19 protein-coding genes and 1 other annotated feature are annotated in these 19,875 nt (G+C 34.0%); of the genes, 14 read left to right on the forward strand and 5 right to left on the reverse strand.

What is annotated here, in order from left to right:
- The first annotated feature begins 5 nt into the window (after positions 1-5).
- The 14 genes from TDSAC_RS02630 (at position 6) to TDSAC_RS02695 (ending at position 15,801) form a co-directional block, all read left to right on the forward strand.
- Entirely contained in the window at positions 6-1,322 is a 1,317-nt protein-coding gene (locus TDSAC_RS02630) for a vWA domain-containing protein (protein ID WP_108308740.1), read from the forward strand.
- 26 nt (positions 1,323-1,348) lie between these two features.
- The gene (locus TDSAC_RS02635; protein WP_108308741.1) at positions 1,349-2,791 is read left to right on the forward strand and encodes a PP2C family protein-serine/threonine phosphatase; all 1,443 of its coding nucleotides are present in this window, start codon (positions 1,349-1,351) and stop codon (positions 2,789-2,791) included.
- An 18-nt stretch (positions 2,792-2,809) separates the two neighbouring features.
- Positions 2,810-4,555, forward strand: a complete 1,746-nt coding sequence (locus TDSAC_RS02640) for a serine/threonine-protein kinase (protein WP_108308742.1) — start codon at positions 2,810-2,812, stop codon at positions 4,553-4,555.
- Between the two features lie 85 nt (positions 4,556-4,640).
- Positions 4,641-4,852, forward strand: a binding site (T-box leader).
- Positions 4,853-4,896: 44 nt separating this feature from the next.
- Complete coding sequence (ilvB, locus tag TDSAC_RS02645; RefSeq protein WP_108308743.1) at positions 4,897-6,585, forward strand: biosynthetic-type acetolactate synthase large subunit; 1,689 nt, start codon at positions 4,897-4,899, stop codon at positions 6,583-6,585.
- Positions 6,582-7,055, forward strand: a complete 474-nt coding sequence (gene ilvN / locus TDSAC_RS02650) for an acetolactate synthase small subunit (protein WP_108308744.1) — start codon at positions 6,582-6,584, stop codon at positions 7,053-7,055. The genes ilvB and ilvN overlap by 4 nt, the downstream gene beginning before the upstream one ends.
- 73 nt (positions 7,056-7,128) lie before the next feature.
- The gene (gene ilvC, locus TDSAC_RS02655) at positions 7,129-8,130 is read left to right on the forward strand and encodes a ketol-acid reductoisomerase (protein ID WP_108308745.1); all 1,002 of its coding nucleotides are present in this window, start codon (positions 7,129-7,131) and stop codon (positions 8,128-8,130) included.
- 12 nt (positions 8,131-8,142) lie between these two features.
- Positions 8,143-9,666 (forward strand): 2-isopropylmalate synthase, encoded by a 1,524-nt coding sequence (locus tag TDSAC_RS02660; RefSeq protein WP_108308746.1) that lies wholly within the window; start codon positions 8,143-8,145, stop codon positions 9,664-9,666.
- A 196-nt stretch (positions 9,667-9,862) separates the two neighbouring features.
- Positions 9,863-10,795, forward strand: a complete 933-nt coding sequence (gene pilM / locus TDSAC_RS02665; protein ID WP_199919867.1) for a type IV pilus biogenesis protein PilM — start codon at positions 9,863-9,865, stop codon at positions 10,793-10,795.
- Complete coding sequence (locus TDSAC_RS02670; RefSeq protein WP_108308748.1) at positions 10,785-11,351, forward strand: PilN domain-containing protein; 567 nt, start codon at positions 10,785-10,787, stop codon at positions 11,349-11,351. The genes pilM and TDSAC_RS02670 overlap by 11 nt, the downstream gene beginning before the upstream one ends.
- A complete protein-coding gene (locus TDSAC_RS02675) occupies positions 11,348-12,073 on the forward strand; it encodes a hypothetical protein (RefSeq protein WP_108308749.1) in 726 nt (241 codons plus the stop codon). The genes TDSAC_RS02670 and TDSAC_RS02675 overlap by 4 nt, the downstream gene beginning before the upstream one ends.
- 11 nt (positions 12,074-12,084) lie before the next feature.
- On the forward strand, positions 12,085-12,606 hold the full coding sequence (locus TDSAC_RS02680; RefSeq protein ID WP_108308750.1) for a type II secretion system protein N: 522 nt from the start codon (positions 12,085-12,087) through the stop codon (positions 12,604-12,606).
- 19 nt (positions 12,607-12,625) lie between these two features.
- Positions 12,626-14,518 carry a type II secretion system protein GspD gene (locus TDSAC_RS02685; RefSeq protein ID WP_199919868.1) on the forward strand — a complete coding sequence of 631 codons (1,893 nt, stop codon included), beginning with the start codon at positions 12,626-12,628 and terminating at the stop codon, positions 14,516-14,518.
- A gap of 44 nt (positions 14,519-14,562) precedes the next feature.
- On the forward strand, positions 14,563-15,327 hold the full coding sequence (locus tag TDSAC_RS02690) for a polysaccharide deacetylase family protein (RefSeq protein WP_199919869.1): 765 nt from the start codon (positions 14,563-14,565) through the stop codon (positions 15,325-15,327).
- A gap of 15 nt (positions 15,328-15,342) precedes the next feature.
- Positions 15,343-15,801, forward strand: coding sequence for a universal stress protein (locus TDSAC_RS02695; RefSeq protein WP_108308753.1), 459 nt, complete (start codon positions 15,343-15,345; stop codon positions 15,799-15,801).
- Here TDSAC_RS02695 and TDSAC_RS02700 read toward each other — a convergent pair.
- The 5 genes from TDSAC_RS02700 to TDSAC_RS02720 are packed head-to-tail and all read right to left on the reverse strand — an operon-like array spanning position 15,791 to position 19,875.
- Positions 15,791-16,891, reverse strand: coding sequence for a glycosyltransferase family 4 protein (locus tag TDSAC_RS02700; RefSeq protein WP_108308754.1), 1,101 nt, complete (start codon positions 16,889-16,891; stop codon positions 15,791-15,793). The genes TDSAC_RS02695 and TDSAC_RS02700 overlap by 11 nt on opposite strands.
- A complete protein-coding gene (locus tag TDSAC_RS02705; RefSeq protein WP_108308755.1) occupies positions 16,888-17,754 on the reverse strand; it encodes a lysophospholipid acyltransferase family protein in 867 nt (288 codons plus the stop codon). The genes TDSAC_RS02700 and TDSAC_RS02705 overlap by 4 nt, the downstream gene beginning before the upstream one ends.
- Before the next feature lie 52 nt (positions 17,755-17,806).
- Positions 17,807-18,385, reverse strand: a complete 579-nt coding sequence (locus TDSAC_RS02710) for a CDP-alcohol phosphatidyltransferase family protein (protein ID WP_108308756.1) — start codon at positions 18,383-18,385, stop codon at positions 17,807-17,809.
- Entirely contained in the window at positions 18,372-19,106 is a 735-nt protein-coding gene (locus tag TDSAC_RS02715; protein WP_108308757.1) for a PHP domain-containing protein, read from the reverse strand. Before TDSAC_RS02715 ends, TDSAC_RS02710 begins: the two co-directional genes overlap by 14 nt.
- Complete coding sequence (locus TDSAC_RS02720) at positions 19,099-19,875, reverse strand: lysophospholipid acyltransferase family protein (RefSeq protein ID WP_108308758.1); 777 nt, start codon at positions 19,873-19,875, stop codon at positions 19,099-19,101. The genes TDSAC_RS02715 and TDSAC_RS02720 overlap by 8 nt, the downstream gene beginning before the upstream one ends.

Below are 19,875 nucleotides of genomic sequence, written 5' to 3' on the forward strand. Positions count from 1 at the left end.
TTATAGTGCTAAAAGTAAATCTTAAGACTCATAGGAAAAGGTTGTTGGCCGATACCAGTGGCCAAAAACTATTTGTTTTGCTTAGCATTGAGGTTGCTAAAGAAGTTGAGGAGAGAGGAAAGCTTTTTGTCTCCTTTGTTCTTGACACATCTGGTTCAATGAACGAAACAGTAAATGATAAGTCAAAAATTGAAATTGTTGTTGAATCCCTGAAAAAAATTCTTGAGTCTAACATTTTAAAAGATGATGATGAGATAAGTATTATAACGTTCGATGATGAAGCAAAAATTGTTCTGCCATTTACCGCTGCGACGAAGAGTGAAAAAATATTTTCATCATTTGAGCAAATTAAGACTGGCACAGTTGGTACAAATTTGGGTGCTGGGATGAAAGTTTCTTTAGATTTACTTAAGGATAAAGCCGGGATAAAAAAGATGGTTGTTTTAACAGATGGTAACGTTTTTGATCCAGATCAGGTTGAAAAAGTTCTTGATGAACTTGTTTTTTCTAATATATCTGTGATATCGGTTGGTGTTGGTGACGAGTGGAATGAGGATTTATTATGCAGGATTTCTGATCGAACTTTAGGTAAACCTCTGCACCTAAGTGATGTTGAAAACGATTCTGAAAGTTCAAGCAATATTAACGTTAGTAAATTGCCTTATGTCTTTTTAAACGAATTAGGTCATGCGACACAGGAAGTGGTTATGAATATTGAAATGGAAATTGAATTAAAAGATGGCTTTTCTCTTGAAAGGATAACAAAAATCTTTCCCGTTCAATATGAGATTATGATAGAGAATGCACCTTACTTATTGGGGAATCTCGAATCAAGGAGAAGAAATGTTTATCTTCTAGAATTTAATATTCCTTCGATGCCTGTCTCAAAGGTTGAAATGGGAAAAATTGAGCTATATTACCAGGTTCCAAATGCTGATACTAGAGAAAAAATAGGACCTTTTGAAATTGGAATTGAATTTACGAAGGACCAACTGTTGGCAGTTCAAACAGATCAAGAAGTAATGGATTGGGTTCAACAAAGAAACATTGAGAAAATAGTAAGTGAGGCAATTAGTCAGGCACATAAATCGCCCGAAGAAGCAGAAAAAATTTTGGGTTTGGCAAGAAGTCTAACTATAAAATTAAAAAATGAAGACTTAACGGCTTTGTTAGATAAAGCAATAGAAGAAATTAGGGTTAAGAAATATATAGGCTCAAACGTGGCTAAAACGCTTAAAATAGGCACAAAAACACAACTATTAGATCACTCTAGAGAGGATATGCCTACAGATGATGATATTAGAAAAGCAACAGGAAGATAGGTTGGTCGTAAATATGGAGAAATCTTATGGATGATGAAGCTGTTGAGAGTTTAGATTTTGAAAAATCGTTTAATTCTTTTAAAGTTGTTGAATCCTTTGAAAATGGATGGAATAAATGTGAATATAATGGCAAAACGTTTTTGTGCTATAACGGGGAAAGGGTTAATGTCTATGAAAAGATATTAAAGATAAAGATTTTTCCAGAAATATTAAGTCTTTTCGGTAATAATATTGTTTGTAAGTTTTATCAAGATAAAAGAATAAATCTCCCATTAGCACCAGATTTGTCGCTACTTCTTATAAAAGACATATGTGAAGCATCTATTCTTTTAAAAAATCAAGGATATATGTTTAAGAATATTAATGTTAATGACATAGTGAAATCAGAAAATGGCTTTAAGTTCTCAAAAATTCCTACAATTATAAGCTTTTCAGATTTTGAGTTAACAAACCAAGCTTATAAAATAGAAGATTATACGATCAAATTGCTGGGCTCCCTTCTATATGAATTATTGAGTGCAATGTCAATAAACAATGGTTTTGATGTCAAAATTATTTCTCGTTATGATATTCCTGGTATTCCACAATTCCTCTCACTTGCTCTTCCTGGAAGTAGAGCAAAATTTTCTCTTAATGATGCTTATAATATGTTAAATCAAATATGCTCTACAATCGAAGTGCGCCACTGTAAATATAATATTGGCGCGGCCTCAACAATTGGCTTGAACGTTTCAAGATCAATCAATGAAGACTCATTTGGTTATGCCCAGATGTATTTCTATAATCATTTTGGAAAACATAACGTTTTGAAAGCCTGTATAGCAGATGGTATGGGGGGGATGGAGGCAGGAGAGATAGCCAGTGAAGCTGCTGTAGATGCCTTTTTAACTGAAAAATTTAAACTAATTGATGATGAAGAACATATAGCCAATCAAACAATTGAACTTGCATGGAGGGCTAACAAGGCTGTTTTAGAAGGTTTAAATGGTAAAAATGGAGGTTGTACTTTTAGTGGCATTTTCATTTATGATGACAAGCTTTTTATTGCACATGTTGGTGATACAAGAATTTATCTGTATAAGGATAAAAAGCTTGAAAGGTTAACAAACGATCACTCTTTGGTTGAAACGTTGATTTTAGGTGGAATAATGACAAGAGAAGAAGCCCTTAACAGTCCCGATAGAAATAAACTTTTAAGGTCTATGGGGGTTATAATAGATAAACAAGAAAATTACATAGAAGGACTATATCAAAAATTGGGGAAACACTTTGTTCAATTAGTTAAAGGAGATCTTGTCTTAATAGTAAGCGATGGAGTATGGGGTGAATTGCCGGACGATGAGCTGTTTTCTATTATAAGTTCCTTATCTAATAGGCCAGATGACCTGGTAAATGAACTAATTTCAATAGTTTTGAAAAGAGGGGCGCCTGACAATGCGACAGCAGTTGCTATTTATAAAGAATTTTAAAAAATTTAAGGAGAGAGTATGATTTTTTGTAAGGTTTGCGGGTATGGACCTATATCAGAGGAAGTAAATGTTTGCCCGGTATGTGGCACGTCAATTGTTGAAAAGGCTTTTTCTGGGACCAGGACTCTTTCTATAATGTCGCTGGCTTCGGGGACTCTTCTTCAAAATGGGAAGTACAGAATTGAAGATGTAATTATTCAAGGTGGATTTTCTTTTACTTATTCAGCAGTACAAACTATGCTTGATGTAAAAGTAGCGATAAAGGAGTTATTTGCACTAGGAGCTACCAGACAGGGTAGTGTTGTTATTTTTGACTCAGATTCTTCTGAGAGTATTGGTGAATTTTTAAACGAGGGTAGAATTCTTGCAAGGTTAAATCACCCTGGAATTGTAAAGGTTCTTGATTTCTTTGAAGAAAACAACACTGCGTATCTGGTAATGGAATTTCTTGAAGGGGAATCTTTGTCTTTGTTGTTGAATAGGGTAGGAAAAATACCCGAAAATGAAGCTCTTAATTATATTAAACAAGTAGCCCAGGCTTTAAAAGTTGTTCATGATGCGGGGTTACTTCACCAGGATGTAAAGCCAGATAATTTAGTTTTAACAAAAGAAGGTCGAATTGTAATTGTTGATTTTGGATCAGCCAGGCAATTTATAGCAGAGAAAACAGGCAATTATGATAGAATTGTTACTCCTGGCTTTGCACCTCTTGAACAATACGGTCAGAGAGTGAGAAGGGGGCCATATACAGATGTTTATTCACTTTGCGCTAATTTTTATACGTTAATAAAAGGCTTTCCTCCACCACCTGCTCCAGATAGATTGCAAACTTTAAAAGAATTAGATTTAGCGGGTATAAGTCCTAAAATTGGTAGAATTATTTCAAAAGGTCTTGAAGTTAATGTAAACAATAGAATTAGATCGATGGATGAGCTTTTGGCGATGATTGATGAAGTAGAAGGCAAAACTTTTGCAGTGGATAAAACTATTTCGAAAGAAATGCTGCAAAGGGAAGAGGGCATTAATTTTGATGATAGAAAACTTTCTACAGGTAATGAAGGTATAGCTTATCAAAAAGAAATACCTGATATTGATATTTTGGAAATTGAGAGTCAAGAAGATCCTAAAGTACTTTTTGAAATTGGATTAAAATATTTATTGGGTTTTAATGTTACAAGAAATTTCGATATAGCGTTTAAATGTTTTAGAGAGGCTTCAGAAAAGGGAAATGCTGATGCAATGTACCACCTTGGACTTATGTATCTTCACGGACAAGGTACTTATCAGGATGATAAAATGGCCTTCAAATACTTCAAAGAGGCTTCAGAAAAGGGAAATGCTGATGCAATGTATAGACTGGGCTGGATGTATGAGTATGGTAGAGGTACTTATCAGGATGATAAAATGGCCTTCAAATACTTCAAAGAGGCTTCAGAAAAGGGAAATGCTGATGCAATGTACCACCTTGGACTTATGTATCTTCACGGACAAGGTACTTATCAGGATGATAAAATGGCCTTCAAATACTTCAAAGAGGCTTCAGAAAAGGGAAATGCTGATGCAATGTATAGACTGGGCTGGATGTATGAGTATGGTAGAGGTACATCACAGGATTATAAAATGGCAAAGTATTGGTATGAGAAGTCAAAAGATTTAGGAAATATTGATTCGAAAAACAAACTTGAAAGCTTTTTACCTGAAATTAGTTCTAAAAAAAATAAGGGTAACTTTATTGGGAAAATTTTCAAAAATATTTTTGGTTGATAATTTTTTGTAATTTCACAATGTTTGACATTTTAAATTTAAGGTTTATTATATATAGAATTAACGTTTTGAAAATTTAATAGAGTTAAAGGCTACGAACAGGAGTAGTAGAAAGCTTAACTTTTTAAGAGAGCCGAAGGTTGGTGCGATTCGGTAAAGGGCGCTTTCGAACTCGCCTGGGAGCTTTTCTGGTGAATTTAAGTAATCAGGAACGTAAGACTGCGTTAAAGTTCAGAGTGAACCATCCTTAGGATGGTTAATCGTGGTGGTACCGCGGAACTTCCCTCCGTCCTCGTGATGTGAGGGTTTTTTTTTAAAAAAATTTGGAAGGAGGGATATTTATGAAGATGAGAGGGACAGCTGCAATTTTAAAAGTTCTTGAGTCTCAAGGTGTAAAAAATGCATTTGGCATCACGGGCGGAGCAATAATGGGTCTTTATGACGAACTTTACAAAAATCCAGTTTTTACTCACTATATGATGAGACATGAGCAGGGTGCAGCGCATGCTGCTGATGGCTATGCTAGGGCTTCTGGCGAGGTAGGAGTGTGTATTGCGACTTCTGGTCCTGGTGCAACAAATCTTGTAACTGGCATTGCAAACGCCTATATGGATTCGATACCTATTGTTGCACTGACTGGACAGGTGCCTACTAATGTGATGGGCACAGACGCATTTCAAGAAACCGATATATTCGGTATAACTTTACCTATTGTAAAACATAGCTATATCGTAAAAAATCAGCAAGAAATACCTACTATCTTTAAAGAGGCTTTTTATATTGCTTCTACAGGGAGACCTGGCCCGGTTCTTATCGATCTCCCAAGAGATATTTTAATGAATGAGAACGAATTTAATTTTACAAAACCTATTAATATTCCTGGTTATAAGCCTACTACAGAAGGACACCCCTTACAAATTAAAAAAGCTGTAAAAATTATACAGAAATCGAAAAGACCAGTGATTTTGGTTGGTGGAGGAGCACGAGATTGTGTTGAAGAGATCAAAGAATTTGTCGAAAAAACTCATATTCCTGTAGCTCATACTTTACATGGTAAAGGAGTCTTGCATCCCGATTCTGTTTATCATCTTGGAATGCCTGGAATGCATGGCTTGCCATGTGCTAACAAAGCTTTAATGGAATCTGATTTAATTATTTCAATTGGAGCTCGCTTTGACGATAGAGTTACAGGACATCTTGCTTCATTTGCGCCCCATGCTAAAGTTATTCATATTGACGTTGACCCAGCAGAAATAGGAAAAAATGTGCCAGTTTTGGTCCCAATAGTTGGGCTTAGCAAAAAGGTGTTAGCTCAATTAAATAAAGAGCTAGAACAAATGCAACCGAAAAATGATTGGATGAAGCAGATAGAAGAATGGAAAAAAGAGTTTTGTCTTGAATACAAGCCTCCAAAAGCACATGAAGGCATTTATCCACAAGAGTTTTTCTATTTGTTCAGTCAGATTTTAGGTACAAACGGTATTGTTGTTACTGATGTTGGTCAGCATCAAATGTTTGCGGCACTGTATCTTAAGAGGTTTGACCCGAGAACATTTATTTCTTCGGGCGGACTTGGAACCATGGGATTTGGGCTTCCTGCGGCTATTGGGGCTCAAGTTGCAAAGCCAAATCAACTTGTAGTTTGTATTGCTGGAGATGGCGGATTCCAGATGACTATTCAAGAGCTAGCTGTCTTAAATTCTTATAAATTGCCGGTAAAAGTAATAATAGTTAATAACGGATATTTAGGTATGGTTCGACAATGGCAGGATTTGTTTTTTGAGAAAAGATATGCTGAAACTGATTTAATATCGGGGAATCCCGATTTCCTAAAGATTGCCGAAGCTTACAACATTCCTGCAAGAACAGTAAAGAAAAATTCAGAGTTAAGGGATGCAATTGAAGAATGTCTCTCTTCTTCAGGTCCCTATTTATTGGATATTTGGGTAGAAAGAGAAGAAAATGTTTTCCCAATGGTTCCCCCTGGCGTTGATATATCAAAGATGATTTATGGGAGGGAAAGTAAATGAGACACACTCTTAGTTTAGTAGTTATAAATAAATCGGGTGTGCTTGCAAGAGTTGCCGGCTTATTTGCTAGAAGAGGGTATAATATCGAATCTTTGACCGTTGCTCCTATGGAAAATGAAGGTTTTTCTAGAATGACTATTCTTGTAGAAGGGGATGATAAGGTCGTTGAACAGATTGCAAAGCAACTACACAAGCTTATTGATGTAATAAAAGTATTCGATTACTCACAAGAAAACATTGTTGAAAGACAACTTGTTCTTATAAAAACAAAAGCAAGCGGTCCTGTGAGATCAGAAATTCTACAGATAATAAATATTTTTAGGGCTAGAGTAGTAGATCTTTCCAAAGATACGTTAACTGTTGAAGTAACTGGAGATGAAGAAAAGGTATATGCCTGTCTTAATCTTTTAAAACCTTATGGTATTATCGAAGTTTTGTTTAGTGGTAGAGTAGCAATGAAGAGAGGATAGAACAGTTGAATCTAATAATAGATTCTTAATAGTTTTATTTTTTTGAAAAATTATGTGAGGAGGATTTTAAATTATGGTAAAAGTTTATTACGATCAGGACGCGGATCTTAAATTTTTAAAAAACAAAAGGATTGCGATTTTGGGTTTTGGAAGTCAGGGACATGCACATGCCCTAAATCTTAAAGATAGTGGCCTTGATGTTATTGTAGCCTTAAGGCCTGATTCAAAAAGCGCTCAAAAAGCTATTGATGCTGGCTTGAAAGTGACAACCGTTTCTCAAGCGACTCAAGATTCTGATATAATTGTTTTTTTAATTCCGGATGAGTTACAAGCAAAAATTTATGCGAGCGAAGTGAAACCATATCTTAAAGCAGGTAAAGCTTTGGTTTTTGCTCATGGATTTAGCATTCATTTTAATCAGATTGTTCCTCCTGCTGATGTAGATGTTTTTATGGTAGCACCAAAAGGTCCCGGACATCTTGTGAGAAGGCAATTTCAAGAAGGTAAAGGCGTTCCATGTTTGTATGCTATTTATCAAGATGCCAGTGGCAACGCTTTTGATATGGCACTTGCTTATGCTAAGGGAATTGGCGGTACAAGAGCAGGGGTTTTAAAAACTACTTTTAAAGAAGAGACTGAAACCGATTTATTTGGTGAACAAGCTGTTTTGTGTGGTGGACTTACTTCATTGATAAAAGCAGGTTTTGAAACTCTTTGTGAGGCTGGATATCAACCTGAGCTAGCATATTTTGAAGTTCTCCATGAGATGAAATTAATAGTAGATTTAATATATGAAGGTGGTTTTGGTTGGATGAGACATTCAATTTCGAATACAGCTGAGTATGGTGATTTAACAGTTGGACCACGTGTGATTGGATTAGAAGTTAAAGAAAACATGAAAAAGGTTCTAAATGATATTCAAACTGGAACTTTTGCTAAGAGCTGGATTTTGGAAAATGCTGCAGGTCAACCCATGCTTAATGCCCTTAGAAGAGAGGCAAGAGAGCACAAAATTGAAGAAGTTGGAAAGAGAATTAGAGCTATGATGTCGTGGTTACCGAAAGTTGAATATTAAGGGGTGAACGCCTTGAAAAGAATAAAGATTTTTGATACAACTCTCAGAGATGGAGAACAGTCTCCAGGTGTAAGTCTTAATAGTGAAGAGAAATGTGAAATTGCAAAGCAATTGGCCAGGCTTAACGTTGACTGTATCGAGGCAGGTTTCCCCATTGCTTCAGAAGGCGATTTTAAGGCTGTTCAACAGATTGCAAGAGAGGTTGAAGGTCCAATTATTGCAGCGCTTGCAAGGGCAAAAAAGGAAGATATAGACAGAGCCTGGGAGGCGATAAAAGACAATAAAAATCCCAGGATTCATACCTTTCTAGCCACATCGGATTTGCACCTTGAAAAGAAACTTCAGATTTCAAGAGAAGTAGCTTTGTCTAAGATAAGAGAGTCAGTAACCTATGCCAGATCCCTTTGTACAGATGTTGAGTTCTCTGCAGAGGATGCATCTAGAAGTGACCTTGAGTTTCTTGCTCGATGTGTTAGTGTAGCTATAGAATCGGGAGCAAAAACGATTAATATTCCTGATACTGTCGGTTATGCTACTCCAAGTGAAATGGCTGAGATTATTCGCTATCTTAAAGAGAATGTTAGAGGGATAGAAAATGTGGATATTTCTGTTCATTGTCATAACGATTTGGGACTTGCAGTTGCAAATTCTTTAGCTTCTATAGAAGCTGGAGCTTCACAGGTTGAATGTACTATTAATGGAATTGGTGAAAGGGCTGGGAATGCAGCTCTTGAAGAGATAGTAATGGCACTTTATGTTAGAAAGAACTTTTATCAGAGTTTTACCAATATTAATACTCAGGAAATTTATAGAACTAGTAGGTTGGTATCGTCTTTGACAGGGATGAATGTCCAGGCAAACAAGGCTATTGTGGGTGCTAACGCCTTTGCTCACGAATCAGGTATACATCAAGATGGCGTTTTGAAGGATAAGAGGACTTATGAAATTCTTGATTCAGAACTTATCGGGCTTACTGGTTCACAAATGGTGCTTGGGAAACACTCAGGTAGACATGCTTTTAGAAAAAGGATAGAAGATTTAGGGTTCAAGTTGTCTTCAGCTGATTTAAACAAAGCTTTTATAGCTTTTAAAGAAATGGCTGATAAAAAGCAGCAAATTCATGATATGGACCTTGTAACTCTTATTAGTGATATTATTTTCCAGGGTGAGGAGTTTTACAGGATTGATTATGTTGGTGTTTTTTCAGGTACCAATTCATATCCCACAGCGACTGTAGTGTTAGAAAATAGTTCCGGAGAAAGATTGGTAGACTCAGGTATCGGTAACGGCTCAGTAGACGCAATTTACAAGACAATTGAAAAAATTGTTAATTTAAAGTTAAATTTAATTGATTTTAATATTAAAGCCATTACGGGTGGAACAGATGCTTTAGGAGAGGTTACAGTAAGGGTTCAAGACTCTGATAATAGGGTTTTTATTGGTAGAGGATCTGATACTGATATTCTTATAGCATCTGCAAAAGCATTTGTGAGTTCTGTAAATAAGATGATTAGTTATAAATCAATGCAATCTTAAAAAATAATGTGGGTGGGGGAACTTCTTTTTTTCAATATTTTTTTAATTATTGGTTAAATGTAGGCTTTTCGCCATTGGTTTTAAAAAAATCTTACTATTGGCACAAATTAATTTAAAGTATATTGTAAAAATGCGTTATAACATGTATTATAAAGTATTATCGAATAATTTTATTTTATTGTGGGCGGAGGAAGAATTGTTTTTATTTAAAAAGAAAAAAATTTATTGTGGTATTGAAATAGATGGCAATATATTGAGGTTTTCTCATGTGGAAAATCGCAAATCTTCCTTTTTTTTAAAAAATTATCAGGAAGTTATATTGCCGCAACCTTATACTAAAGATTCGAATATTGAAAGCGTAAAGTCTTTTTCTTCTTTGCTTGAACAACAATTTGGCCCATTTAAAAATGTTGACTTTGTTTTGGGCCTTCATGGAACCCAAATTATTTTAAAAAATGTTAGGCTTCCAATGCTGCCAGCTGATGAAGTTCCTTTCGTTGTAAAATCTGAGGCAGATAGATACCTGCCAATTCCACCTGAAGAAGCCTATATTGATAGTTGTTTTTTAAGGGATGTTAGTATAGGAAATGATAATTTCGTTGATGCTCTTTTAGTTGCCTGTCCGAGAAGAATAGTTGATTCTTATATAGACTCTTTTAATAGGGCGGGCCTGACTCTGAATAAGGTAGATCTTTCAATTTTAGCGCTTGCTAGATCTTTGGGGGAGCAGCTTATCTCTGGGATTCAAATGGTTATGAAAGTATTTTCGGAAGGAGTAAATATTTTAATTCTGGATGAAGGCTTTCCTGTATATCAGCGTTTTATTTTAATCCCCTATGATAATCTTATAAAAAATGATACTGCAAGCCTCGAACTGCTTGTATCTGAGATTGAAAGAACTATTAACTTTTATCTTTCTGATAAGGTTAACAAGGAAATTAGTAAATTAAGTTTTGTAGGAAGAAGCGAAAGTGATAAGCCTTTGTTCAATTATATTAAAGAAAAAATTAGCGTTTCATTCGGGGAGGCAAAGATTGTTCCAAACAAATTCCTTAAAGGGAATTTTGATGAGAGTGCTCTTAGTTATTCTGGTATTTCAGTAGGGTTGGGGATGAGAAATGAAGAATAGGGTTTATATGAGATACGTTGTAAATTTATTACCTGAAGAATTCGTTGAGAAGAACAAAGAAATTAATCAAAACTTAGTTTTTCTTGTACCCATGGCTATCTTTTTTATTCTTTTGTTATTTACAGGTGTTGCTTTTTCTTTAAATTTCTATATGTCATCTAAAATTAATAGCTTAAACGCTCAAATTACTGCACTTATGCCAGATGCACTTAATTATGATATTCTTCTAAAAAAGAAAAATGAATTACAAGAAGCTAATAAGGTTATGCAGGGGATAGATCAAAGGTCTAAGATAGATATTGAGGTTTTAGAGGATCTTAGGGCAAATATACCTGCTGATACCTGGATTACTTCCTTGAAAATAAACGGATCTCATTATACTCTTAACGGTTCTTCGCTTAGTTCTACTTCTCCTCCATATTTCTATTATCTGATATCTAAATCTAAAATACTTTCTAATCCAAGATTAGATGAAATCATTAGAGTTTCTGGTAAAGACAAAGAGAATTCAAATAGTGTTTTTAACTTTATTTTCGACTTTGAGGTTTCAAGATGAAAGACTATATATTAAATTATTTTAGAAATTTGAGTTATAGAGAGAAAAAGATGCTCTCGTTTTTGTTGTCTTTTTTGTTTGTTGTCTTTTTTGGAGTTTTTTTTCTTTTACCACAGGCGCAACAATTTATAACACAGAAGTCAACTCTGGATTCCAAAGAGTTGCAGCTAAACGAATATAAAAATAAATCTCTCGCTTTAGCTGCCCTTAGAGAAGACTTTAACAAGGTGAGTTCTGAGATTGATAGGATAAAATCAAGGTTTATAACTCAAAACGATATGGCCAGGATGTATGTAGACTTGTCAAATCTAATTGAGGCATCAGGTGGTACTATTGTTGAATTTAAACCAGAAGCAGTTGTTCAAACTCCTAATGTTCAGCAAAAGTCACAACAACAAACAAATGTCAATACTGGGGCGGCTTTTAGTAAAGCAGTTATGCAGCCAGCAAATCAGCCTGCTAATATTAATGTTACCAACCCATCGGTAGGCAATCCTTATGCGAGCGCTGAAAAAATTCTAAATGTTAGAACTATAAAGTTTGCTCTTAAAGTAGATTTTCACGGTTATGAGTCAATGAAAAAATTTATACAAAGCTTGAGCACCTTTCCTAAAATACTTACTTTAGATAATTTTCAGGTAGTTGGTTATTCTGAGAAAGATAAAACTTTGAGATTGGATATGACTTTAGATGGATTTTACGATCTGTCGAAGTCTAAGTAGGGAGAGCAAATATGGATAAACAGAAAAGAATGAAAATTATATTGGGGGTTCTTCTTTTAGTTCTGATAATAGGAATAGGCATTAACCTATATCCTTATTTTTTTCAAACAAATCCCAAAGGATCCCAAATTCCACAAGTTGGACAAATTTCTGAAGTTAAAAAGGAAAATACTCAGGTTACTGCTAGTAATATTATTAATCCAGAAACGTTTGAAAAGCCAAATGTACCAATAGGCAGGTCAGATCCCTTTGTTCCTCTTATTAGTTCCGAGAGTAGTTCAACAAATCTTCATAAATCTTCGGGTTCAAATACCGGCTTTCCTATGGTAAAAATAAGTCCTTTTCCTCCGACATTGAAATTGGTGGGAATTATGAGAGTTAATGATAAGATGTTAGCAATTATAGAAAATGGTCAACAGACATATACTGTTAAACAAGGCGATATAATATTGGGAAACATTAGAGTTCAAAATATATATTTTAATAGTGTAGTTTTAACCTCTTCTGGTCAAACTAGAACTTATGAACTATAAAATTTGTGAGGTGAATTTTATGAGATGGTTTTTGAGGGTGTGTCTTTTTCTGTTTTTTCTATTTATTTCTGTAATTTCTTACGCTTCTGATAAACCCGCTCTTGTTAATATAGGCACAAATAATCAGGATACATATGATGAATTGACTCTTACCTTTTCAGGGCCAATAGATTTGAACAGCGTTAGTGAAGAAAGACTTAATTATCCTGACTGCATAAAATTTACTTTTAAAAATGTAAATCTTTCTCTAAAACCAGGACAAAAGATTTTTGCTGATCTTACAAAAATTGATTATCTTTCTTATTATGTTATTCCAGAAGGAGTAGAACTCTATGCATATCTTAGAGATCCAGATACGAGTGTAAGCATTCAAAAAACTGCAGACAATGTTTTGGAATTGAAGTTTCAGTCTAAAGAAGTTAGCAAATCTGAGCAAATTAACTCCTCGAAAAACGAAAATATGGAAAGCAAATCATCAAATCAAAATGTTTCGAGTTCTGAAAGTGTAAACAGTTTAGATTCAGGCCTTTATCCAAGGGGATTTAATTTATCAAGTTTTAAATCGCAATCTAATAATACACAAAACGAGAATAGCAATAACTACCAAACTGATAACTCTCCTATGATCTCTTATATGGCTTTTAAGGGGGCCGATATAAGAGATGTTCTGGCGACTCTGGCAAGGCTAGGGGGATACAATTTAATTGCTGCTGATTCTGTTAAAGGATCAGTTACTGTGGATTTAAAGAATATAAGCGTTGATGATGCAATTAAGCTTGTTACGAAAATTAACAACTTTTCGATGCAAAAAGTTGGCAACGTTCTCGTAATAGGTACCGATAAGGATCTTAGTAATTTTGGCGTTATTAGAGTTTATAAATTATATAATGTGGGTAATAAGACGATAATAGAGACTTCTAGCTCAGCGACTGCTGGCGGTAGCAGTGGAGGAGGGGCTTCAGGGTTAACTATAAATAAAGTAACTACTATGAGGCAGGGAGTTGATGTAGCTAAGCTTATTGCAGAGGGTATAGGTGCATCGTTTTCTTCCACAAAGATTGCATCTTCTTCTGGTGGAGGCGAGACAACTTCTACATCTAACACAAGTAACAGTTCTGGGAAGGTGCTCTATGATGATAGAACAAATACAATTACAGTAATTGCACCAGAAGACAAGCAAAAAATTGCACAAGAACTGCTCCAAAATCTTGATAAACCTCTTAAACAAATAGAAGTTCAGGTAATGGTTATTGAACTTGACAATCAGGGAATAAAACAATTAGGTATACAATGGCCAAATAATGTTCAGGTTTCCGGCAGTGTAACCGGTACAAGGACTTATGGTACCTCAAAAAGTAAATCCAGCGTTTATACCGGTACGATTTCTAATATTACTGCAAGTCTTTATGCTCAGCTAAACAATAATAATGCAAAAATACTTTCAGATCCGAGAATTCTTGCTTTGGATGGGCAGGATTCATATGTGTTTGCCGGTGATAAGTTGTATATACCTCAGGTATCTTCTGCTACTGGGGGTAACGTAACGTATACTACAAATGAGTATGACGTGGGAGTTTTGTTAAAAATTACTCCATTTATAGGCGAAAATGGAGAGATTACTATCCACGTGACTCCATCTGTTTCTGCATTTAATGGCGATGTGACTCAGCTTCAGATTAATCAACCCTTTACTACGACTATAAGAGAAGCTGACGTTACAGCAAGAGTAAAAGATGGCCAAACATTTTATATCGGTGGCCTAATTAACGATCAAGAGAGAAAACAAACTATTTCTGTACCGGGATTAGGAAATATGCCACTTCTTGGTCCAATGTTTAGATATGATTACACCATGAAGAGTAGGACAGAAGTGATATTCTTGCTTACACCTCATATTGTTAAAAATAGCTAGTGTTAAAAAGATTTTCTTTTGTTATCTTAATAGTATGTGGGGTATTGTTTCTTTTTGCGGGAAGTAGGGTATTACATACTGATAGACCTCAAAATGACAACGAGCCGGTTAAGGAGGAAGTTGTAAACAATCAAAACGAGAGTATTACTCCTAAAGCTAGTAACAAAAGAACAGCTAAAGAACAAAAAGTTGATGAAGCATCTAAAATTTATAGTTCAAGATATGAGATAGATCGAACAAAAGGCAAAACTGTAGTTCTTACATTTGATGCGGGAGCTGATGGTAGTAGGTTACCTGAAATTCTAGATATTTTATCAGAAAATCACGTGAAGGCAACCTTTTTTCTTACCGGACCCTTTTGTGAAAGGTATCCTAACCTTGTTAAAAAAATTACGGCGTATGGTTTTGAAGTTGGAAATCATTCTTATGCTCATAAAGATATGACAACAATGTCGAACGAAGCAATTAGAGAAGACATACTTAAAGCTCAAGAAATAATTATCAGAACTACTGGACAGGATCCAAGGCCATGGTTTAGACCTCCTTATGGAGCCAGGGATGATAGGGTTAGAGAGGTATTAAAATCTTTGGGATACGAAACAGTTTATTGGACTATCGATTCTCTTGATTGGGAAGATAACATGACTGTTGAAAGGGAAAAAAATAGAATATATAATAATCTTAAAGATGGAAGTATAATCTTACTTCATATCGGAAGTAAAACAACTCCAATAATTCTTTCGGAAATGATAAAGTACTTTATAGGCAAGGGTTATAGAGTTACAGATCTGTCAGGTGCTCTTAGATAAGTAAGGAGGGCGTATATGAAAATTCTTGTAGCTGTCGATGGCACCAAGTATTCTAGAGAGGCAGTTTTGTGGGCAGTTAAAATAGCTAAAAAAGAAAAGGATGCTAAAATAATAGCACTCTATGTTGAAAGGCAGCTTTCGAGGGAAGATTATTTATTATCTGATGATGAAATTGATCTTAAAATTGAAAAAAAAGCAAATGATATATTTGTAAAATCGTTTGAAGATATAGATATTGAGGGTGTCGAAGTTGAAAGAATAGTAGAAAGGGGTAGTCCTGCATCAAAAATATTAGATGTTTCTGATAGGGAAGATGTAGATTTGATAGTTGTTGGAAATAGATCGAGATCAGGAATTAGCAATTTCTTTTTGGGATCGGTGTCTGACAAAGTTTTTACTTATTCAGTAAGACCTGTTCTTGTTGTAAAGACAAGAGAAAAAGAACCTGAAATAGAAACAGTAGCTATAACTTAGTTTTAAAGATATTTTTAGCTTCTTTGTAATTATCAATAAGAGAAAGCGTAATTTTTTCCCAGGAGAAATTTATTGCATAAGGTCTTGCTTTTTTTTCCAGTTCTGTTCTTGCATCTTTATTTTTAATCAAATAACATATTTTTTGTGCAAGATCATTTGGATCGTTTGGTTCAACTAATAAACCATATTGACCATTTTTTAAAAGACTTCTAAAACCAGTGATGTTTGAAGCAACAACTGCTGTCCCGCATGAAAGTGCTTCTAGAATAGTCATACCGAAACTTTCGCCACCTAATGCTGGTGAACAAAATATCCAGGCTTTTGAGTATTCTCTTGCAAGGTCTTCTTCGCTTAATTCTCCAAGAAACTTTATGCCATCAAGATCTTGAAATTTGTTAATTCTTTTTTCAGTAGAATATCCAGCAATTCTAAGTTGCGCATCAGGGAATTTTTTGAAAATTTTATTCCATGCTCTTAATAGCACATCAAGCCCTTTTCTTTTTTCAAGTCTTCCAACAAAAAGTATTGTCGGTTGTTGAAATTTTTCAGAGGGGGCAAATATGTCAATATTAACTCCATTTGGTATGATTTTAAAATCTCCATTAATATATTGTTCTGCAAAGTGCATTGATGCTTCTGAAACAGCAATTTTAACATTTATCCTTTCGGAAAATTTTTTTGAAATTGGTTTAAACCATTCAAAGGGGAAAGGTATATCAGAATAGGCGTGAAAAGTACCTACTATTGGTTTATTTATAGTAAATATAGAAAAAAGAGATGGACCTGGTGCAAATGGTTCGTGTATGTGCCATATATCGAAGTTTTCTTTAAGCAAAAGTATTTTTCCGAGAGCTCCTGGGGTAGGTGCAAGTCTTGCTATAGAACCATTTGTCATAAAAGGAAAAGATCTACCTACTGTGTGAAATCTTGAGTGATCAATATTGTAGGCAAGTGGTTTTCCTGGTTCTGCAGGAGCAATTATGTGCGTTTCTATGTTGTATTTGTCAAAGAATTTCTGTAGAAAAAAAAGGTGAGTATTAACTCCTCCTTTAAAGGAGAAAGAGTATGGGCTGACAAGGGCTACCTTCATTCGTAATCATCTCCAATCCAATTGGGTTGAAAGATAAACCATTGTGTTGGACTGATCTTTATCATTTCTTCTAGATTTTTTATTAATAAATTTGTTATTTCTTCCTTTGAACTTTCACTTTTATACTCTATTTCTTTGAAGTATATTTGATATTTTTTGTTTAATCTATACAAACCAGCTATAAAAAGTTTTGGGTTAGTTCTCTTTATTAAAATTGAAGGTCCATCGTTGAAGATACATTCTCTTCCAAAAAATGTTGTTTTTATTCCGTGTTTTGTTAAGTTTCTGTCGACTACAAGTGCTATTACATTGCCTTTTTTTAACTCTTTTAAAGACTTTATTCCAGTAGATTCATTAAGTGGAATTGTTTCTAATCCAGCTTTTTCTCTTGTCCATTTAAAAAATTTAAACAGCCATTTGGGCTTTATTGACTCAGCTACTGCAAATGTTTTTTTGTTACACTCTTTTGATATTGATGATATTATGTAAGACCCTAGGTCCCAATTGCCAAAGTGAGCAGTAATAACAACTATGCCTTTATCATTTGCTTTTAGAAAACAATTTCTTAATATTGAATATGATTCTTGAAAGTTATTGATAAAGTATTTAGTAAATTTTATTAAAAGCGGCAATAAAATTATTTCAAGATAATAAATTGAGTAATTATAAAAGTTTTGACTGACAAGAATATTTAACTCTTTTTCGCTTAAATTTGGAAATAAATTTTTAAATCTTAATTTTGCTAAACGAAATCCTTTTTTATGAAGTGATTTCATAAAAAAGGAAATAGGACGTGCAAAAAACCTTATATTTTCGAATATAAAATAACACAGAAAAATTTTAATCCTTTCTTTAAAAAACATTCTTATGCCTTACTTTAAGAGAGTTTAAAATTCCTGACAAGGATATAGCTTTTCAATTTTGTTTATATCCCTTGAATGCTATTAAAATTCTTTGAAAAGTTGTAAATATCGAAAGTATTGTAAGTATTATAAGTCCCTGTAATAAATAGCCAGTTGCCAAAAACACAACTAGCAATAAAAGCCTTTCTGGTCTTTGCATAAGTCCACCCTTGATAGGAACATTGTCGCATTCTGCTCTTGCCTTCGAGTAAGATATCATGTAAGAAAAAACCATTGATAAAAAAGAGAAAATTATAATAAGATTATTAGTATTTATGATTCCATATATGGCTATAAAAGTAAAAATAAAGCCTTCAGATAGCCTATCAAGAGTTGAATCTAAAAAACCTCCAAATTTGGTTATTTTCCCGGAAATTCTTGCAACCAACCCATCTACAGAGTCGAATGAAACTGCAATTAATAAAAGCAAAGCGCTAATTATATTTGGAAGAAATATAATTGAAAGTGATGCAAGAAAGGTTGTTATAGTGCAAAAAATAGTTATAGAATTTGGAGAAATATTCATTTTTGATAAAAGTTTTGCTATAGGATAAATAATTGGTTTTATTAATTTTCTTTTATCTATTTCCATTTATCAGTTTGCTACCTATTTTTTGTGCGATATTTTTTATATCTGAATTTAGTCTTGTTTTAGCAATTCTTATATGATCCTTAACACTCCAAAACTCTCCATATGCTCTGGTTTGTCTATTTATAATAGCGTTTTTCACGTCTTCGAGATTTTTTATACTTTTGGGGAACAAAGTGTATGCACTTCCTATTGTGTCCAGCGTATGAGAATCAGTACCGGCAAGTTCTGCCAATTTTAAAATTTTATTTAGTTCTATTACCTTTTGCCTGACTACTCTACCAGCAAGCGTAGGATTTATTATTTCTATTGCATCTGGTTTTGGAAAGGTTTCTTTTTTAAATATATTTTTTATACAACGAAGTGAGACGCTATACGTTAAAGGACTCATTGGATGAGGAAGAACTATTATTCCGCCTGATTCATACGTTATTTCTATAGTTTTATAAATACTGGTAAATTTCCTTATGTGTTTGTCTATAAAAAGACAAATTATGTGACCTTGTAGGGTAGTTACTTCAACTCCAGGAACTACAATTATTCCATATTTTTCTCCTAATTCAACAGCCTTTAGGGATCCCTTTATATTGTCATGATCTGTTATGGCAATTATTTTGAGATCCGTATAGTTTGCTACATATCTAACTATTTCTTCCGGTGACGCTATTCCATCGCTGAAACTGCTGTGTATGTGAAGATCGGCTTTAACAAAATTTTTATCCATTTTTTATCTCCATTGGCAAAAAAATATACCACTGTTGTGGATAAGTTTTTACGTATTTTTCAAAATAATTTACCCATTCTTGCATTGTGGCTTTGTAGTCCTTTTTTGGCTTAATATATTCTTCTATGTAGCAATCAAAACTAAATGGTTGCTTCCTGATTATAAATACTGGTAGAATTGGACACTGCCTTGAAGATGCTATCTGAAAAGCTGCTTTCGGAAAAGGAATTTTATGATTTAAAAAATTTATATATTCAGATGGATGATTTGAAGCTATATCACTAAGCATACATAAAATTTGATTTTTCTTAAGCGAGCTTATTATTTCTCTTAATCCACCTTTTGCAGGAATCACATCAAAGCCAATTCTTGAACGGATTAATTTTATTAAATGACCAGCAAAAGGGAAATCAAGGTTTGCAACAACTTTTAATTTGATACCTCTGTGTTCAAATAAACTTCCTGCATCCCAGTTGCCTATATGTGCCGTATTCACTATTACCCCTCTTTTCAAAGATAAAGCTTCATCAAGTCTTTCTAAATTAAAAAAATTTATATTAAAACTCTTTTTATTTAAAACTAATACTAATACTTCGTATATATAGTCGCTATATGATACAAGAGCTTCTTTGGCAAGCGTTTCATAATCTGGATGATTGGATGCATTGCCTATTATTTTATAGTTGTTTAATATAATTTCCCTCTTTTTTTTATTATCCCAATAAATACCAAAAATAACTCTTTTAATTATTTTTTTTATTAATAACAG

This window comes from Thermodesulfobium acidiphilum (genome assembly GCF_003057965.1).
GTDB lineage: Bacteria > Thermodesulfobiota > Thermodesulfobiia > Thermodesulfobiales > Thermodesulfobiaceae > Thermodesulfobium > Thermodesulfobium acidiphilum.